Origin of the sequence: Frankia sp. R82 (assembly GCF_023716925.1) — a bacterium.
Classification (GTDB): domain Bacteria; phylum Actinomycetota; class Actinomycetes; order Frankiales; family Frankiaceae; genus Frankia.
The window spans coordinates 18,356-34,933 of sequence record NZ_JAMQQG010000210.1 but is presented as its reverse complement, the minus strand read 5'-3'; the positions used below and the strand labels follow the sequence as shown (position 1 = coordinate 34,933).

18 protein-coding genes are annotated in these 16,578 nt (G+C 69.7%); 7 read left to right on the top strand and 11 right to left on the bottom strand.

Annotated elements, in window-relative coordinates:
- Nucleotides 1-143: 143 nt before the first annotated feature.
- Nucleotides 144-605, bottom strand: a complete 462-nt coding sequence (locus tag ND747_RS16830) for a hypothetical protein (RefSeq protein ID WP_251734550.1) — start codon at nucleotides 603-605, stop codon at nucleotides 144-146.
- 48 nt (nucleotides 606-653) lie between these two features.
- A complete protein-coding gene (locus tag ND747_RS16825; protein ID WP_251734549.1) occupies nucleotides 654-1,136 on the bottom strand; it encodes an SDR family NAD(P)-dependent oxidoreductase in 483 nt (160 codons plus the stop codon).
- A 191-nt stretch (nucleotides 1,137-1,327) separates the two neighbouring features.
- On the opposite strand from ND747_RS16825, the gene ND747_RS16820 reads away from it, so the two are divergent.
- The gene (locus ND747_RS16820) at nucleotides 1,328-1,963 is read left to right on the top strand and encodes a TetR/AcrR family transcriptional regulator (RefSeq protein WP_251734548.1); all 636 of its coding nucleotides are present in this window, start codon (nucleotides 1,328-1,330) and stop codon (nucleotides 1,961-1,963) included.
- A 51-nt stretch (nucleotides 1,964-2,014) separates the two neighbouring features.
- On the opposite strand, the gene ND747_RS16815 is transcribed toward ND747_RS16820, so the two are convergent.
- Both ND747_RS16815 and ND747_RS16810 read right to left on the bottom strand, forming a co-directional pair.
- Nucleotides 2,015-2,614, bottom strand: coding sequence for a YdeI family protein (locus tag ND747_RS16815; protein ID WP_251734547.1), 600 nt, complete (start codon nucleotides 2,612-2,614; stop codon nucleotides 2,015-2,017).
- Between the two features lie 498 nt (nucleotides 2,615-3,112).
- On the bottom strand, nucleotides 3,113-3,550 hold the full coding sequence (locus ND747_RS16810; protein WP_251734546.1) for a helix-turn-helix domain-containing protein: 438 nt from the start codon (nucleotides 3,548-3,550) through the stop codon (nucleotides 3,113-3,115).
- 84 nt (nucleotides 3,551-3,634) lie between these two features.
- Between ND747_RS16810 and ND747_RS16805 the strand changes: the two genes are divergently transcribed.
- Nucleotides 3,635-4,705 carry a zinc-binding dehydrogenase gene (locus ND747_RS16805; RefSeq protein ID WP_251734545.1) on the top strand — a complete coding sequence of 357 codons (1,071 nt, stop codon included), beginning with the start codon at nucleotides 3,635-3,637 and terminating at the stop codon, nucleotides 4,703-4,705.
- A gap of 169 nt (nucleotides 4,706-4,874) precedes the next feature.
- Here ND747_RS16805 and ND747_RS16800 read toward each other — a convergent pair whose 3' ends face one another.
- The 3 genes from ND747_RS16800 to ND747_RS16790 form a co-directional block, all read right to left on the bottom strand.
- Nucleotides 4,875-6,251 carry an APC family permease gene (locus tag ND747_RS16800; protein ID WP_251734544.1) on the bottom strand — a complete coding sequence of 459 codons (1,377 nt, stop codon included), beginning with the start codon at nucleotides 6,249-6,251 and terminating at the stop codon, nucleotides 4,875-4,877.
- A 275-nt stretch (nucleotides 6,252-6,526) separates the two neighbouring features.
- Entirely contained in the window at nucleotides 6,527-7,177 is a 651-nt protein-coding gene (locus ND747_RS16795) for an anti-sigma factor (RefSeq protein ID WP_251734543.1), read from the bottom strand.
- Entirely contained in the window at nucleotides 7,174-7,659 is a 486-nt protein-coding gene (locus ND747_RS16790; RefSeq protein ID WP_251734542.1) for a sigma-70 family RNA polymerase sigma factor, read from the bottom strand. The genes ND747_RS16795 and ND747_RS16790 overlap by 4 nt, the downstream gene beginning before the upstream one ends.
- Before the next feature lie 313 nt (nucleotides 7,660-7,972).
- Between ND747_RS16790 and ND747_RS16785 the strand changes: the two genes are divergently transcribed.
- The gene (locus ND747_RS16785) at nucleotides 7,973-8,518 is read left to right on the top strand and encodes a hypothetical protein (RefSeq protein WP_251734541.1); all 546 of its coding nucleotides are present in this window, start codon (nucleotides 7,973-7,975) and stop codon (nucleotides 8,516-8,518) included.
- Nucleotides 8,519-8,730: 212 nt separating this feature from the next.
- Nucleotides 8,731-9,768, top strand: coding sequence for a hypothetical protein (locus ND747_RS16780; protein ID WP_251734540.1), 1,038 nt, complete (start codon nucleotides 8,731-8,733; stop codon nucleotides 9,766-9,768).
- A 330-nt stretch (nucleotides 9,769-10,098) separates the two neighbouring features.
- On the opposite strand, the gene ND747_RS16775 is transcribed toward ND747_RS16780, so the two are convergent.
- Nucleotides 10,099-10,812 carry an SDR family oxidoreductase gene (locus tag ND747_RS16775; RefSeq protein WP_251734539.1) on the bottom strand — a complete coding sequence of 238 codons (714 nt, stop codon included), beginning with the start codon at nucleotides 10,810-10,812 and terminating at the stop codon, nucleotides 10,099-10,101.
- Between the two features lie 94 nt (nucleotides 10,813-10,906).
- On the opposite strand from ND747_RS16775, the gene ND747_RS16770 reads away from it, so the two are divergent.
- From ND747_RS16770 to ND747_RS16760, 3 genes are all read left to right on the top strand, one after another.
- A complete protein-coding gene (locus ND747_RS16770) occupies nucleotides 10,907-11,788 on the top strand; it encodes a helix-turn-helix transcriptional regulator (RefSeq protein ID WP_251734538.1) in 882 nt (293 codons plus the stop codon).
- Between the two features lie 489 nt (nucleotides 11,789-12,277).
- Nucleotides 12,278-12,952, top strand: a complete 675-nt coding sequence (locus tag ND747_RS16765; RefSeq protein ID WP_251734537.1) for an SUMF1/EgtB/PvdO family nonheme iron enzyme — start codon at nucleotides 12,278-12,280, stop codon at nucleotides 12,950-12,952.
- A gap of 94 nt (nucleotides 12,953-13,046) precedes the next feature.
- Nucleotides 13,047-14,042, top strand: a complete 996-nt coding sequence (locus ND747_RS16760) for an aldo/keto reductase (protein WP_251734536.1) — start codon at nucleotides 13,047-13,049, stop codon at nucleotides 14,040-14,042.
- Nucleotides 14,043-14,071: 29 nt separating this feature from the next.
- Here the strand turns inward: ND747_RS16760 and ND747_RS16755 are convergent, their stop codons facing one another.
- The 3 genes from ND747_RS16755 to ND747_RS16745 form a co-directional block, all read right to left on the bottom strand.
- Nucleotides 14,072-14,218 (bottom strand): hypothetical protein, encoded by a 147-nt coding sequence (locus ND747_RS16755; RefSeq protein ID WP_251734535.1) that lies wholly within the window; start codon nucleotides 14,216-14,218, stop codon nucleotides 14,072-14,074.
- Between the two features lie 61 nt (nucleotides 14,219-14,279).
- Nucleotides 14,280-15,770, bottom strand: a complete 1,491-nt coding sequence (locus tag ND747_RS16750; protein ID WP_251734534.1) for a PQQ-binding-like beta-propeller repeat protein — start codon at nucleotides 15,768-15,770, stop codon at nucleotides 14,280-14,282.
- A 305-nt stretch (nucleotides 15,771-16,075) separates the two neighbouring features.
- Nucleotides 16,076-16,555 (bottom strand): helix-turn-helix domain-containing protein, encoded by a 480-nt coding sequence (locus ND747_RS16745; protein ID WP_251734533.1) that lies wholly within the window; start codon nucleotides 16,553-16,555, stop codon nucleotides 16,076-16,078.
- Nucleotides 16,556-16,578: the final 23 nt, after the last annotated feature.

The following is a 16,578-nucleotide window of genomic DNA, read 5'->3' as shown; positions in this document are numbered from 1 at the left end:
AGGCCGCCCGCGAGGCGTGCTGGGAGCTCGGTGCCACCATCGCCGCGGTCCTGCTTCACCTGGGGTCATCGCGCGGTGAGCTGCCCTCGCACATGGCGTCCTCGTTCCGTGGCGTCCTCGTTCCGTGGCGTTGCGGGAGACCGTCACGACCTTCGCGGAGCGCTCGGCGGCGGCGGCTCGCCCGCGAGACGAGGCGCAGCCGCTTGCGAGAAGCGGTAGGTGATGCCGGTGAGGCGCTCCGATTCCTGCCACAGGTGTCGCTGCAACCGCGGGTCGCGGGCGGATTCGCTCGGCGTCAGCAGGGTGGGGTAGCCGGTGAACTCGCGCCAGCCTCCCGGCCCCACATAGCTGCCACCCGCGACGGCGGGATCGGCGGCGGCTCGTGCGAGCGACAACGCGCCGATCGCCGCCGGGTGGGTGATGGGGCGTGCCAACCCCCAGGACTTGCCGCGGAACAGCAGCGGCATCGTCCGGTTGAGCTCGGTTCTCGCGCCACCCGGATGGGCGGCGACCGCTGTGGTGGCCGCGTTCGCCTCGGCGAGCCTCGTCTGCAACATCAGGGCGAACAGTATGTTGGCCAGCTTCGACTGGCTGTACGCGGCCATGGGCCGGTACCGCTCGGTGGGGCCGGACGGTGGGTCGTCGAGGTCGAGCTAACCGGCCCGGTGTGCCGGGCTGGTCACGACGACGATCCGCGACCCGGCCACCGGGAGTAGCAGGTCGAGCACCAGGCCGGCGAACACGAAATGGCCGATGTGGTTCGTACCGAAATGCGTCTCGAAGCCTTCGTTGGTCGTTCCCCGTGGCGCCCACATCAGGCCGCCATTGTTGATCAGCACATCGATGTGCCCATGCCGGGACCGCAGTTCCGCAGCCGCCGCGCGCACCGAGACGAGCGACGCGAGGTCGAGGCTGAGGTCCTCGACCCGAGCGCCGGGTACGCCCTGCGTGATGCGATCCATCGCCCGCCGCGCACGGGTGTGGTCGCGGCAGGCGAGGATGACCTCGGCCCCCTTGGCGGCGAACAGCCGTGCGGTCTCGAAGCCGACCCCGCTGCTCGCGCCGGTGATGACGATGGTCCGGTCGTCCTGGCGCGGCATGTCGGCCGCGGTCCATCGGCTGGCGCTCCGGCTCACCTATACCAGTCCTCCTGGGCGTGGTCCGGTCCAGGACGCCATGCGCTGAGCAGACGGTCTGAGACGCTGGCGTGACCGGAGATGCGTATCGTCGACATAACTGGGATGACCGTCCCGGATACTTTCCGGGACGGTCATCCCGCTTGTCAACCCGGGAGGGCGAACTGGAGGACGAACTGTCTGGACGCGAGATGCCGCCTGCCACAGATGGAGTCGGGTCTGACCAGGCCGGCGGGCAGCGCAGGCCGCTGCGTGCCGACGCCCGCCGCAACCGCGCCCGGATCCTGGAGGCTGCCTTCGCCGCGTTCGCGCACGAGGGACTGTCGGTGCCGGTGCATGAGATAGCTCGTCGCGCGGGGGTTGGAACGGGCACCGTCAGCCGCCACTTCCCGACCAAGGAGTCGCTGTTCGCCGCGGTCTTCGTAAGCCGCGTCGAGGGGCTGGTCGACCTGGCGCGGCAGCTGGACACGGCGGCCGATGCCGGGGGCGCGTTCTCGCGGTTCTTCGCCGTGCTCGTCGCCGAGGGCGCCGCCAACCACGGCCTGGCCGAAGCGCTCATCGGCTCCGGCTTCGATCTCAAGGCCGCCGCGTCCGGCCCGGAGCGCGACGTGGTCGGGGCGATGTCCGGCCTGCTGACACGTGCGCAGCGGGCCGGTGCCGTGCGGCGCGACGTCGACACCGACGACGTGATGGCCCTCGTCGCGGGCTGTCTGGCCAGGCAGGCAGACCCGGACGATCCGGCCGGACGAGGCCGCCTGGTCGACGTCGTCTGCACCGGGCTGCTCCGCGGGCCTGGGATGGGGTGGAAACCGTCAAGTAACGCGTAGCGTTACCGCTCGACCTACGTGGCTTTCCTCAGCTGACCGGAGATCGCTGCGTCAACGACCCCCCTCCAGTGCCGCGAGCAGGGCGGCGAGTCGGGTGGCGCGGGTCGCCGGGTTCGAGGCCGTCAGCAGGCGGTGCAGGACGGAGTAGCGATCGGCCCCGGTCAGGGCGACGAACGCCGCGCTGGCCGGGGCGGATGCCGCCAGCGCGGCGGCCAGGTCGTCGGGGATCTGGGCGTCCGCCGCCCCCGGGTAGGCCCGGTCCCAGCGTCCGTCCGCCCGCGCGCGCTCGACCTCGGCCTGGCCCCGAGGCCGCATCCGGCCCTCATCGATCAGCCGCGCCACCAGGGCGGTGTTGCGTTGCGACCACAGTGACGTCTTACGGCGTGGGGTGAAGCGGATCTGGAAGGTGGCGGCGTCCCGGCTCTTCTTCTGCCCGTCGATCCAGCCGCTGCACAGCGCCTCCTGGAGTGCGAGGTCGTAGCGCAACGAGGTCGGCGATGTGGTGCCTTTCTTGGCCAGGACCAGCCAGACGCCGTCGGAGACGTCCTCGTTCACGTCGAGCCAGGCGCGCCACGCGACGTGGTCGGTGACAGTCAGAATGTCCGGCGCGGTGGCGGTCCGCGCCCCTGCCCCCTTGTCACCCACGCTCATGACGGTGAGCGTACAAAGCCCGGATGTCGCCTGAACCGGGCCCCGTTTCAGGTGTCAGGCCGATCTCGCTCAGGAGACCCCGCAGGGTGCCCTTGGCCAGGTCGCGGGTGCCGTGCACCCCGACCGTCGTTCCTCGCCCGTCGGGGTGCCTCCCACCACACGACATGGCTGCTGGTCGGTTGGGGCCTCGGTGGCATGGTGGGCAATGTCCTTGCCGGCGCGTTCGCCGCGAGACTGCGGCTGCTTGCGGCTGCCAGCAGGTGAGTGGTGTGGAGCGGGAGGGCGGTCCGTGCGGACACCCGACCTGACGTGACCTGGGACTACTCCTACCGTAACCGCATTGTCCTGGGTTCCGGTGCCGCCCGCGCGGCATTCTGACCGCCGGGATCCCGGCTTCCGGACCGGCGGAGGACGTCGGTGGGGGAGCGGCCCTGCCGACGTGCTGTCCACGGGCTGAAGGTCAGCAGACGACTCGGGATGTGTGCTGGGGCGTACAGATCAGCGTGGCGGTCCCGCAGTAGGTTTTCCGTTTTTGGACTCGTACGTGCTGCGCGCTGCAATCACGTCGTTGATGTTCCGCTCGGCCCAGATGCGTAGCGATGCGATAGGTGCGCTGATGCTGCGTCCGAGGGGGGTGAGGGCATACTCGGTGTGCGGTGGGACTTCCGGGTACACGGTCCGGGTGAGCAGGCCATCTCGCTCCAGGCGACGCAGGGTCTGCGCAAGCATCTTCTCGGAGATTCCGTCAATTGCGCGGCGCAGCTCCGCGAACCGATACGTCCCCGTACCGAGCCTGTCGATGATCAAAATCGTCCACTTGCTCGCGAGATGATCCAGGACATCCCGGGTGGGACAGCCGGCGCTGTAGACGTCGGCTGGTAGGCCGGACGACGCCACCAGGGGCCGGGGGCCCGAGTCGTGAGACGTGTGATCCACGACCGAAGCGTAGTCCACGAGGAAAGTAGCTTACCAAAGAGTGGGTACTTCCCAGTTGGGGCGTGGCCGTAGAGCGTCTTTCCCATGAGTGAGACGTCGAACGCACCGAGTCCTGGTTCCCTCGTACCGACGCCCCTGACGCAGGCGCCGGGCGCCGGGCGCCCACACCGCGCCGTCGGATTCGACCAGACCGGCGGGCCAGAGGTCCTGATCCGGCGAGACCTCGTCCAGCCCGAGCCCGGCCCGGGCGAGGTCGCCGTGCGGGTCGCGTACGCGGGCGTGAACTTCGTCGAGGTGCTGCAACGACGCGGAGCCGTTCCGGTGCCCGCCCTGCCGTTCGTCCCAGGCCTGGACGTGAGCGGTCACGTCGCCGCTGTCGGCCCGGGCGTCGTTGATCTTTCCGTCGGCACCGCGGTAGCCGCCTTTACGATCGTCGGCGGGTACGCGGAGCTCGTGAATGTCCCGGCCACGCGGGTGTTCCCGCTCGTCGGCGCTGCCGCCGGCATGTCGTTGGAGGCCGCCGCGGCGGCCGTGACGATCGGGACGAGCGCGGTGGCGATGCTGACCGAGCTGGCCCGAGTCGGACCGAGGTCGGTGGTCGTCGTCTCCGCCGCCGCGGGCGGGGCGGGAGCGGCCATCGCGGCTGTCGCCAGGCATCTCGGCGTCAGCGTTCTCATCGGGACGGTGGGTTCGGCCGACAAGGTCCAGGCCGCCCGGGCCCACGGGTACGACATCGTCGTGCCGCACGCAGATCTGGCGACAGCCGTTCACAGCGCGACGGGTGGCCGGGGCGCCGACGCGGTACTCGACTCGGTGGGTGGCCGGGTCTTCGAAGCGGGCCTCGCCGCGCTTGCCCCGATGGGGCGGTTGGTGAAGTTCGGATCGGCCGCTGGAATGCCGGAGTCCCTGCCGTCACCGATGGCACTCGCCCTGGCCAACGTCGCGGTCATGGGCTGGAGCAGCATCGATCTGGCACTCGCCGCCCCCGAGCTCGTCGCCCCGGCCACGGAGCAGGCGCTCGCCCTGGTAGCCGACGGAACACTCGTCATTCCCGTTCAGGAGGTGTTCGATCTCAGCGACGCCGCGAAGGCGCATCGACTGCTGGAAAGCCGGCAGACCACCGGAAAGCTGCTTTTGCTGGCCGGACAGGACTGACCAGGCGGACGTGACACGGCCAGCGCGCGGGCCTGCCGGAAAAAGCCGCCGAGGGCGACGCCGTCGCGACCAGCGGGAGTGGAGGCGCCAGCGCGAGCCTCTGTGCCGGAACGAGCTCCAGCCACCCGTCTCGTGCCGCGATCTTCAGCGACTGGCCCGCTGTGCGGTGTCAGTCGCTCGGGGGAGACACCCGCTGGAGCGCGGCACCCGATGACTCGCGCGTGCGGAACCGACTGCCGACACCCTTCTGGGCATGGAAGAGGACGGCGGCGAACGCAAGCAGGCCGAGGGCGCGCAGGTAGACGGTGCCCTCGCGGTGGACCAGCGGGGAGGCCAACACCGCGCAGGACAGAGCGCCGAGCGCCGGGGCCCAGGTGGGAGCACGGTAGGCGCCCGGCGGGGCGGGCTCGCGCCGCAGCGCCAGCGCGCTGCTGTTGACGACGAAGAAGACCAGCAGCAGCAGGACGACGGTGGTGTCGGCAAGGCCGGCCAGCTGGCCGGTGCTGGCCAGCACCACCGCCAGGACCGTCACGAAGCCGATTGCTGTCAGCGGGGTGCGTCGGCCAGGCAGCACCCGTGCGAAGACGGCCGGGATCGCACCCTGGGCGGCCATGCCGTAGACGAGCCGGGAGGCCATCACCATGTTCATCAGGGCCGTGTTGGCGACCGCGACCAGCGCGACCGCGGCGAACAGCCTCGACGGCACCGGCACGGCGGAGGCCTTCACCACTTCCAGCAGCGGGGCCCCGGAGCCGGCGAGGGTGTCGGGATCCACCAGCATCGCGCAGGTGAACGCGACGAACAGATAGACCGTGCCGGCGATGAACATGCCGCCGAACAGCGCCCGGGGCAGGTCCCGGCGCGGCCGGCGGGCCTCCTCGACGAGGTTCACCGAGTTCTCGAAGCCGAGCATCGCGTACAACGCGAGCGTCGTGCCGGCGAGCAGGGCGAGCGGCGCAGGCCCCTCGGTGCGCAGTTCGAAGGCCCGTTCCGGTTTGCCCGCTCCGGTGGCCAACGCGTGCACGCCGATCCCGACGATCAGCAACAGGCCGGCCAGCTCGATCACGGTGAGCACGAGGTTCACCCGGGCCGACTCCTCGATCCCGCGGGCGTTGAGGACCGCGGTCAGCAGGATGAACACGACCGCGACGAGGACCGGCGGGGCCGCCATGAACTCCGCGAGGTACTTGCCCCCGATGGCCCGCGCGGCCGTGGCGGTGGAGGTGATCCCGGCGGACAGCACGGTGAAGCCGACCATGAAGGTGAGAAACGGCCGGCGGAACGCCTCGTTGGCATAAAGCGCTGCTCCGGCCGCCCGGGGATACTTGCCGACGAGCTCGGCATAGGCCGTCCCGGTGAGGAAGGCCAGCGCGAAGGCGATCAGAAACGGTACCCAGATCATCCCGCCGACGTCGGCGGCGATCTGCCCGATGAGCGCGTAGATTCCCGATCCGAGGACATCACCGAGCACGAGGAACAACAGCATCCGCCCACTCAGGACGCGCGCCAGGGCGGGCTGTGCGGCGTGCGCCGTTCGCCCGGTCACCGCCGTCTCGTCATCGGTTGTCCTGTCCCCGCGAGTCTGGCCGGCCGTCGGCCGTCGGCTGCCCGTTGCTCGTGTGGCTGCCCCTGATCCGTGGGCTGGCCGCTGCCCGCCACGCCGCCGGGAGCGGTGCCGACGTCCCCCGGCCGAATACTGACACCGTGCCTGCCAGCCCGCCCGCTGGAACCTGGCCGGCCCAGATCAGATGGTCACGATCGGGGACTGTCGGACCCGGCGTGGACGATGACGGCACTTCGCCGACCAGACCCGACGATGGTCTACGCGCCGCGCCGCGGGTGTGCGACGGCGAGCACCGAGCCGTCCCGGCCGACGGCTCGAACCACGTCGATGGCGTCCGCTCGGATCGAGCTCGCCCCGACGACCGCGGCCTTCGTCGTCGGCGTCGACGACCAGCTGGCTGCTCTTTCCGTCCTGCCGTCGACGCTGGCGACCTCCAGTGCGAAGGGGCCGTTGCCAGGAAGGCTGGCGAAGGCGACTGCCAGCGACGTTCCCCATGGTTTCGAGGTGAGCGTGGCACGACCGGTGATCGTTATGCCCGCCGCGGCGACGAAGGGGATTGACTGCCCCGCCGGCGGGTTGGCCGCGGGACTGTCCACGACGAGACCGATTCCAGCGCACACGACGAGCACGGCAGCAACCGCCGCGAGGCGCCAGGCGCGGGTTCGGCGAACCGACCGTCGTTCGGCGCGCACCCGCTGGAGCAGGTCGCCCAGGGCGGGCCCACCGTCCCCCGCAGCGCCCGGCAGACGTCGCAGCAGCGCGGGAACCGACGCGGTCTCCTCGAGTTCCGCACGGCAACCGGCGCAGCCGGCGAGATGGGCGTCGACGACGTTCCGGTCGCCGGCATCCAGACCGCCCAGGACGAAGGCTCCGAGCAGGAACCTAACCTCGTCGTGTTCGGGTGTCATCGACCGACCCCCATCTCCTCGAACGCGTCCCGCAGCGCGCGGATCGCGTAGTAGGCACGAGACTTGACGGTGCCTTCTGGCAGCGAAAGGCGGGCTGCCGCCTCGCGTACCGTCCTTCCCTCGTAGTACAGCTCCTGGACGACGGCCCGGTGCGCGGGCGAAATACGATCCAGCGCTTCCGCGACCACCCACGTCTCGATGGCCTGGCTCACGTCGTCGACGACGGGAACGGTCACCACGACCTCGCCGCCGTCGTCGACGAGCGACGGCCGTCGCTGCTCGGCCCGCCAGGCGTCCGTGATGATGTTTCTGGCGATCGTGAACAGGTACGAACGAACTCCGTCGGGCCGGAGCGAGTCGAGATTGCGCCAGACTCGCAACAGCGTCTCCTGCGCGATGTCCTCGGCGCGGTGACGGTCGTCGACGTTCTTGCCGATGAATGACAACAGCACCCGGTGATGGTCCCGGTACAACCGGGCCATCGCTTCCTCCTCCGCGTCCGATGCTTCGCGGGAAACCCTTCTTCGCATGACACCCCTGACAGAGGACGACCCTGACGGAGAACGACGGTCGCCGCCCGCCCCTGGTGTACGACGGCCGGCTCGGTTCGGTTCAACGGCTCGAGGAGTGGCCCTGGCGCGGTCGCCGGCGATTTCGAGTGATGCTCGTCACTGTTGGCGCCGTTGAACCGATTCGGGGCGCGGGCTCGTAGAGCTACGGGACGAATCGGCACGCGAATGCCGCCTGGCAGCGGACGCCCTGTCCGCGGTGCCGGCGGCCGAATCGGGAGACCGCATGAAGAAGATCGCCGCGATGGTTCTGTCCCTTGGCGCGACAGGCCTCGTCCTGGTGGCCTGCGGCAGCGACGGGGAGTCGGCCACCGCCGCGGGCGGCACGACGGCCGCGACGACCTCATCGGCTCCGGCAACGTCGCCGACCAGCACCCCGACCAGCGGCGGCGCGACCACCTCCGGACCGGTCGCCACGCTGGACGTCAGCACCAGCCGGTTCGGCCCGATCCTGGTCGACGGCGGTGGTCGGACGCTCTACCTGTTCGGAGCCGACCAGGGCGCCACCTCCATGTGTTCGGAGAACTGCGCGAAGGCATGGCCGCCCTACGTCGTGTCCCAGGCGCCGGAAGCCGGTACCGGGGTCACGTCGAGCGAGATCGGCACGACCACCCGAGCGGACGGCACGCTTCAGGCGACCTACCACGGCCATCCGTTGTACCGCTTCGCCAAGGACACCACGGCCGGGGCCGTCATGGGGCAGGGAATCGACAAGTTCGGTGGCAAATGGTTCGTCGTCGGACCCGACGGCAATTCAATCGAAGGCGGCTGACCCAGTACCTTCCGACGAAGGTTCCAAGTATTCCCACGATGCCGAGTAGTTCTTGGCAGGTCGAGGGCCCCGGGCACCGTCCGGGGCTCCACGGCATACTGCCGGCGCATCAACGAATTGCGACGCTGGTAGTTGTCCCTGGCAGCCCAGGTAGCGCCGTTTCAGACAGTCGGACGTTGAACCGGATCGAGACCGGGGTCGTATCGGAGGGCATGAGAAAACACCGCCGCACCTCCCGGGCACTGCCGACTTCGGCCGTCGCGCCGCTAGGCTCGGCCGAGGGAGCCACCACCACGAAACGGCGCACCCACGCCAGGCGCAACGGGCTGCGCAAGCTGGTCGTCGGCAGCTCCGCGGCGCTGGTACTGGCGATGTCCGCAGGTGTCGGCCAGGCCGCCGAGGAGACCCAGTTCTACAGCAATATCAGTCTTGGTACGCCCACCTACCCGACCTACTACGCCGAAGGCGACACCGAGCTCGCCGATGACGTTCCGTTCAGTGGCAGCCATCTGATCAGCTCCTTCGCCTTCGGCTACCAGTCACCGGAGCCGGTGCATGCCACCTTCCGCTTCTACGGGGTGAATTCGGCCACCGGGCTGCCGGGTGAACGGGTGGCCCAGATCGAACGCGACTTCCCCGCGGTGAGTGACGCCACCCCGACCGTCACGCTGAGCGAGGCGGAGCAGTTCTGGTGGACTGCCGGAGCCAACCTGTATCCGGGCGAGTTCAACGGCAGCGTTCCCACCGGAGGCTGGTACAGCATCCAGTTCTCCACCGCCGACGGTGGGTATCCGGACGCACGTTTCCGTCTCGCCACGGGCACCAGTAGCCCGAAAATGCTGAATGTCGAGACGGGTGCCCTCACCGCCCCCGTTGACACGAACGGCTCCACGCCGACATCCATGTATCTGCAGGTGCGCGACGTCGGGAGCAGCGGCGAGGTGCAGCCGACATTGATCGGTCTGACTGCCTTGCCGACGACGGTCAAGGCCGGTAACAGCCTCGGCAACACGGCCAAGCTGCTCCCGGTCCTGAGTAGCGGCGCGCTGGCGGGCGGGACGACGGTCACTCTCAGCTCCAACAACCCGCAGGTCGCCAGAGTTCCGTCGCAGATCGTCATTCCGGCCGGGGCCGCCAACCTCACGGTCAACGTCACAACCGCGAGGCGGGTCAGCACCACGAAGACCGTCACCTTCACCGCGACGGCCAACGGCACCAGCGTCAGCACTCAGCTGACGGTCACGCCCTAGCCGCCGTGCGGCCCGCGCGGCCATGTCGGGCGGAACTCGGCATGGCCGCCGGGACCAGTACTCGCGCCGGCCGTCGGCCATCGGCGGCCATCGGCCGCCGCGGTACGTGCGGCGTGGGCGGGCGGGTGCCACCCAGGTGGTCGATCGGCCGCATCGCCGGCCACCGGTGGCTGCCGCGGCAGGAGCGTCGTCGGCCCAGGTGCAGTACTGCTTCCGCACCAGAACCGAGCTGGTCGAGGTGGCCTTCACCTGTGCCAGCGACCAGTTTCTGGCCGGCCTCAGGGAACTCGACATCGGCGAGCCGTCCTGGGCGCGGCTGCGTCAGCTGGTCTACCAGGGGACGCGCCCGTGGCGGTCGAAGAAGCCGCCGGTCGGCCCGTCCGCCCCCAGCGTCGCGAGCCGCACAATGATCTCCGCGCCCTCCTCGACGGTCTGGTGTCCCGAACGGCCGTTGAGATCGGTCGCCGTGTAACCAGGGTCGGCCGCATTCACCTTCATCGCGGGAAGGACCTTCGCGTACTGGGTGGTGATCATGTTCAGTGCGGACTTCGAGGACGGATAGACCAGACTGTGGATGCTCGACTCCAACCGCTGCGGGTCGGTGGTAACGGTCAGGGAGCCCATTCCGCTGGACACCATCACGATCCGGGGGAGTTCCGATCGTGCGAGCAGCGGAAGGAAGGCCTGCGTCACCCGCACCGGGCCGAACACGTTCGTCTCGTAGCAGGACCGGAAGTCCTCCGGCCGAACCTCGGGAACCGGGACCCGCGCCCCGATGATCCCGGCGTTGTTCACGAGTACGTCGAGACGGCCGAATTCGGCATCGATCTCGGCTGCAGCCTTTTCGACAGCCTCGTCGGAGCCTACGTCGACGGCGACGAGGCGAACGTCGATGCCGGCCGCGGCGAGCGTGGCCACAGCCGCCCGGCCGCGCTCGGGGTCACGCGCGCCGAGCAGGACCGTGGCCCCCGCCTCACCGAGCCGGCGCGCCGTCTCATAGCCCAGTCCCTTGTTGGCCCCGGTGATCAGAACGATGTCGGTCATGGGTTCACTGTGTGGCAGGGAGCGGAACCCGGCCAGGGACCGTTCAACCTGGGACGGACGATCCCAGGCAGCCGGGTTGCGGGAAGACCTGAGGGTGGGGTGCATTCTGGAAACCATGGACCGCGCCGAACTCGCAGCCATGCTCAGGACGTGGCGCGCCCGGCTCACCCCGGACGAGGTCGGGCTGCCCCAGGGACCACGCCGACGCACCCCTGGGCTGCGGCGGGAGGAGGTGGCGCTGCTTGCCGGCATCTCGCCCGACTACCTGGTCCGGCTCGAACAGGGCCGCGGCCCGCGTCCGTCCGGGTCGGTGCTGACCGCGCTCGGCCGGGCGCTGCGCCTCGACGGGGACGAACGCGACCATCTGTTCGACCTGGCGGGCACCCATCCGCCGCGTGCCGGCCGCATAGACGGCACCGTTCGACCCAGTGTTCTGCGACTGATCGGCCGACTGTCCGATCCGGCGATCCTGTGCGACGCGAAGGGCGAGACCATCGCGTGGAATCCGCTCGCGGCGGCCCTGCTCGGCGACTTCACGGCCTGGCCACCCGGGCACCGTAACGTGGCCTGGTGGCGGTTCACCGGTCCGCCCGGCCGGTTGGTCCGCGCACCGGAGGAAGAGGACGCGTGGGCCGACCAGATCGTGGCTGACCTGCGCGTCGCTGCGGCCCGTTACCCCGAGGACATGGGTGTCCGCACCCTGATCGCCGACCTGCGCCGGATCAGCCCGGACTTCGAGCGGCGCTGGCAGCAGCGAGGCGCCGGCCAGCGCCGCAGCGCGCGTAAGCGGATCGCCCATCCCACTGTCGGGCTGGTGGAGGTCGACTGCGACGTGCTGCATCTGCCCGAGGCCGACCAGCGGCTCGTCGTCTACACGGCCGAGCCGGGGAGCCCGGCCGCGGCGGCGCTCGACCTGCTCCGCGTCCTCGACTCCCAGAACGCACCCCAGCCGGCCGGCACCGGCTCCGGCGGGTAGTACGGAGCCGCTCGATCGCGACTGGTCCCGCGATGCGGGCGCCGGCGGGAGTGCTGTCGCCCGCAGGCCATGCGCCAGCCGGCTACCCTGCCGGGGCGCGTGCCATGAAGGTGGACGGCGTGTTCGGTCGCCGGACCGGTCCTCGGTCAGGGCGTACAGGTCATCGTGACGACCAGGGCATCGACAACCCGGCGGTCCTCACCGTGATCGGGGTACCGCCGTTCACGGTGAGGACGAGGCCTTCACGCTCGATCCAACCGAGGTGCCGCCCGGCGTCGGTCCGGTGGACAGCCAGGGGGATGGTGACGCCGCCCGATCACCGGTCCGGGCACGCCCGGGGCCGGTGATCGGGCGCATGGTGACGGGCACGCCGGGATGGTGCCGTGCTGGGGAAACCAGAACAGGCAAGATAATCTGAGCAGACCATCGCCGGTGCGCGGAGCTGGTGTGCCGGGAAGCGCTGTTGACTGCAGGTGAAATCGACTCGTTGTGAGTGCGGATGCGGAAAGCCTCCTGGTGGCGATTCCGAGCGGGCGGGTGACGCTGTCGGATCGGCGGACGCGGCGAACGTGGCCGGTCGAGGTCGCGGCGTTTCGCCTTGGCGCGTTTCCGGTGACGCAGGAGCTGTATGCACAGGTCACCGGTGGCTGGCCGAGCGCGGTCCGGGGCGGTCGGCTGCCGGTGGAAAGCGTCTCCTGGCGGGACGCGGTCCGGTTCTGCAACGCGCTGTCGCGCCAGGAAGGGCTGACTCCCGCCTACCGGGCCGGCGCGGGCGAGGGCCAGGTCGAGTGGGACGCTGCCGCCGAGGGATACCGGCTGCCCACCGAGGCCGAGTGGGAACGGGCCTGCCGCGCCGGTACAGCCGGCCCGAGATACGGGCCGCTCGAGGAGATCGCCTGGTATCGCGGCAACTCGGGGGAGCACCCGCACGAGGTGGGCGGCCGGGCGCCGAACCCGTGGGGCCTGTACGACATGCTCGGCAACGTCTGGGACTGGTGCTGGGACACCTATGACACCGAGGTCTACGGCGAGTACAAGGTGCTGCGGGGCGGCGGCTGGTTCGACGAGCACTGGAGCTGCCGGGCATCCGTGCGTCGTCGGGCCCATCCGGACTTCCAGGTCGACGATGTGGGCTTCCGCCTCGCGCGTTCCGCGCGGGCTTGACCTGGAGTGCGCTCGAAGGTGAAGACTGGGACGGTGTGGCGCCGGTCCAACCCTGGCGCCGACTGATCCCTCATCGGAGAGGACGTCGTCCAGGATGCAGTTCACCCAACTCGGCCGTTCCGGTCTGTCCGTCTCGCGTCTGTGTCTGGGCACGATGAACTTCGGCCCGCTGACCAGCGAGGCCGATGCCCACAAGATCATGGATTCGGCGCACGGGTACGGCATCAACTTCTTCGACACGGCCAACGCCTACGGTCTGCGCTCGGCCGGCACCTCGGGCCAGGGTGAGGGCCGGGGCTACACCGAGTCGATCATCGGTCGCTGGTTCGCGCAGGGCGGCGGGCGCCGGGAGCGCACGGTGCTCGCCACCAAGGTCTTCGGTGCCATGGGGGAGTGGCCCAACGAGGGCAGGCTGTCGGCACTCAACATCCGCCGCGCCCTGGACGCGAGCCTGGCCCGGCTGCAGACCGAGTACATCGACCTCTACCAGTTCCACCACGTCGACCGCGCAACCCCGTGGGACGAGATCTGGCAGGCCATCGACGTCGCCGTCACGGCCGGCAAGATCCTCTACGTCGGAAGCAGCAACTTCGCGGGCTGGCACATCGCCCAGGCGCAGGCCGCCGCGGCGAAGCGCAGCACGTTCGGCCTGGTCAGCGAGCAGCCGATCTACAACCTGCTCACCCGGGAGATTGAGCTGGAGGTGCTGCCCGCCGCCGCGCACTACGGCGTGGGCCTGCTCCCGTGGTCGCCGCTGCAGGGCGGGCTGCTCGGCGGTGTGCTGCGCAAGGAGCGCGACGGCAAGCGGCGCCTCGAGGGCCGGGCGGCGCAGACCCTGGCTGCCAAGCGCCCCCAGCTCGAGGCGTACGAGGACTTCGCCGCCGAGCTCGGCCACGAGCCTGGCGACGTGGCGCTCGCCTGGCTGCTGCACCAGCCGGCGGTCACCGCGCCGATCGTCGGCCCGCGCGTCCAACAGCACCTCGACGACGCCGTCCGGGCGCTCGACGTCCAGCTGGACGACAAGGCGCTCGCCCGCCTCGACGAGATCTTCCCGGGCTACCGGACGGCCCCCGAACACTTCGCCTGGTAGTGGGCTGATAGCGGACGACCGCCTGCGAGTCATCGGGCGGCAGCGGTGCTTCGGTGCGCGACGTGACTGCGCAGGGCGGGGGCGATCTCCGTACCGAGGCGCCGCAGCGACTCGCGGACCCGGTCCTCGGGCAGGCCACCCCAGTCGATGAGGGCAGGGACACGGTCGAAGCTCACCGCGTCGTACCGCGCGGTGAGCTTCTCCGTGGGCTGACGGGCCGCCGGATGACAACGGGAGTCAGGACACCGTGGCCCCTCGCACCTGGCCGTCTCGGTCTTGCCACACGTAGTCCCCACCGATCCGGGCGCCGGCGAAGCTCGGCGTGTTGACCGGTGCGCCGGCGGCTCCCGCGACCGTGCAGGGATACCAGGTCGAGGCGGCGTACGTGTGCAGATCGTCGCGGGTGTCGATGGTGAAACTCACCGTCACGCTGTTGTCGGAACTGCACCAGTTGACGTCCGGTGGCGAACGATCGGCGGGGCCGTGGTCCAGATCGAGCACCGTTGTGATGCCACCCGAACGCACGAGGTAGGTGGTGTCGTCAGCCCGCAGCACGTCGCTGCTGGGTGCACCGGACGGTGAACCCGTCACCAGGCCGGGAAGGTTGCCGGCATGCCACGACCAGGTCGTGGTGCCGCTCGCCGGGTCGAAGCCCTCCAATGTCACGTCGGCATCGGAAGCGGTCAGATGATCGCCGTCGGAATGTGCGGTTCCTTTGAGAACGCAACGCACCGGATGCTCCGGATCGAACTGCAGCGAACCACAGAAGACGGTGGCATCCGACCGCACCCACAGAGTTCTCCCGGTCGCGGCGCTGAAGGCTGCGGTGGCACCGCTCTTTGACAGATCGACGTCGTAGGGCATTGCCTGGCGCGCGGCCTGAAGCGTCTCCGGACTCGGAGTGTAGCCCAGGGACGCCACATATCGATCATCGTCAAGGTAGACAGCCCAGCCGTAGTCTGGGGCGACGTCAAGACCGCCGAAGACGGAGGAGCTGGTTCTCGACCATGCCTGCCTTCCGTCGCGTGTGATGGCGGTCAGTTGATTTCCCACCTGCAGCAGGTCCTCGCCGATCTCCCGCGCATCGGTGTCGAACGGAGTCTGGCTCCGGATGTTTCCGGTCCTGGTGTCCACAGCCACCCGGTAGGCATTGCCTGCAATCACCGCTGACACGCAGACCACGTCGTTCCCGCATGCTCTCGGATACATGGTCACCGTCCAGCTCGGCCCGAGCTGCCAGCGCCGTTGTCCGGTCGTCGTGTCAGCGGCGACAACCGACACGTGGCCAGATGACAGGTCGCCGGACGGTTCCAACCAGACAACGGTCCGGCCGCCATCGATCACCAGCGGATTGATGACCACCCCCGGTGCGATATCGGACGGGCTCGCCGGTGCGGACCAACGCACTCGGCCGTTCTTCGGATCGAGGCTGACCAGTTCGAACGTTCCCTGGTCGGTGAGCACATCGAAGACGGCGGACCGGCCGGCGGCCTGAGGCGTGCCGATGGCGCGCAGCGTGCTGCTCCACGTCGGCAGCACCCGGTCAGAGCCGCCACGGTGCGGCCAAAGCGGGATGGTCGCCAACACGGCGACCGCGACAACCCCGAGTGCCGCGAGGGAAAGCGGCAACGGTCGGAGCCAGCGGCGTCGACGTGGCTGGCCCGGGGGCGTGGGCGGCACGCCCCCCTGGGAGGACCCCCAGTAGTAGCTCGGATCCTGGTACGACAAGACAGCGCTCCAGTGATACGTCTAGCTACGGTAGGAATATAAGCAGCTACAATATAGCCACCATTCGGACACTTCAGGTGTGCGGGCGGATGCTGAGCGGTCGCGAACAGCGCTCGTCCCGGGCGTCCGGCCAGGCCAGCGGTCTCGGGTCAGGGGTGGGCAGCGCTGCGCCGCTGCCCTGGCAGGGTTGAGGATCGCCCTGGTCGCAGCTCTATGGACCCCACTGTGAAGGGCGGCTCGCTGTCGCCTGGGCCTGCAGTCGTTCGGGGTGACCCGAGCCTGGCTGCCATCTGCTCGGGCCGGGTCTACCGGATTGGCAGGGTCCTTAGGGCATCTCCGGGCTGCACGGTGATGTCCGACGGTGCGCAGGTCGGGGTGTCGTGCGGGACGACTGCGGCGATCACCGGTTTGCCGGAGTTGGTGTCGATCAGTTGGACGGGGGTGCCGTCGCCGTCGCCGAGGTAGCGGTCGCCCCACTGCATGAGCCCAACAACGACGGGATACAGGTCCCACGCCTTGGCGGAGGGGTGGTATTCGTGGCGTTCGCGGTCGCCCTCCTCGCGGTACGGCACGCGATCGAGTAGCCCGTCGCTGGTCATGCTCCGCAGGCGCTGGCTGAGGACCGACGGTGAGATGCCCAGATGCTGGTGGAAGTCCTCGAAGCGGCGCACGCCGTTGAACGCCTCGCGCAGGACGACGATGGTCCACCGCGAGCCCACGACCTCGAGTGCTCTCGCGATGGAGCAGTTGTCAAGATCGATATCTGTCCATTCCACGTTGTCCATACTACCTCCTGACTTCTGATGAA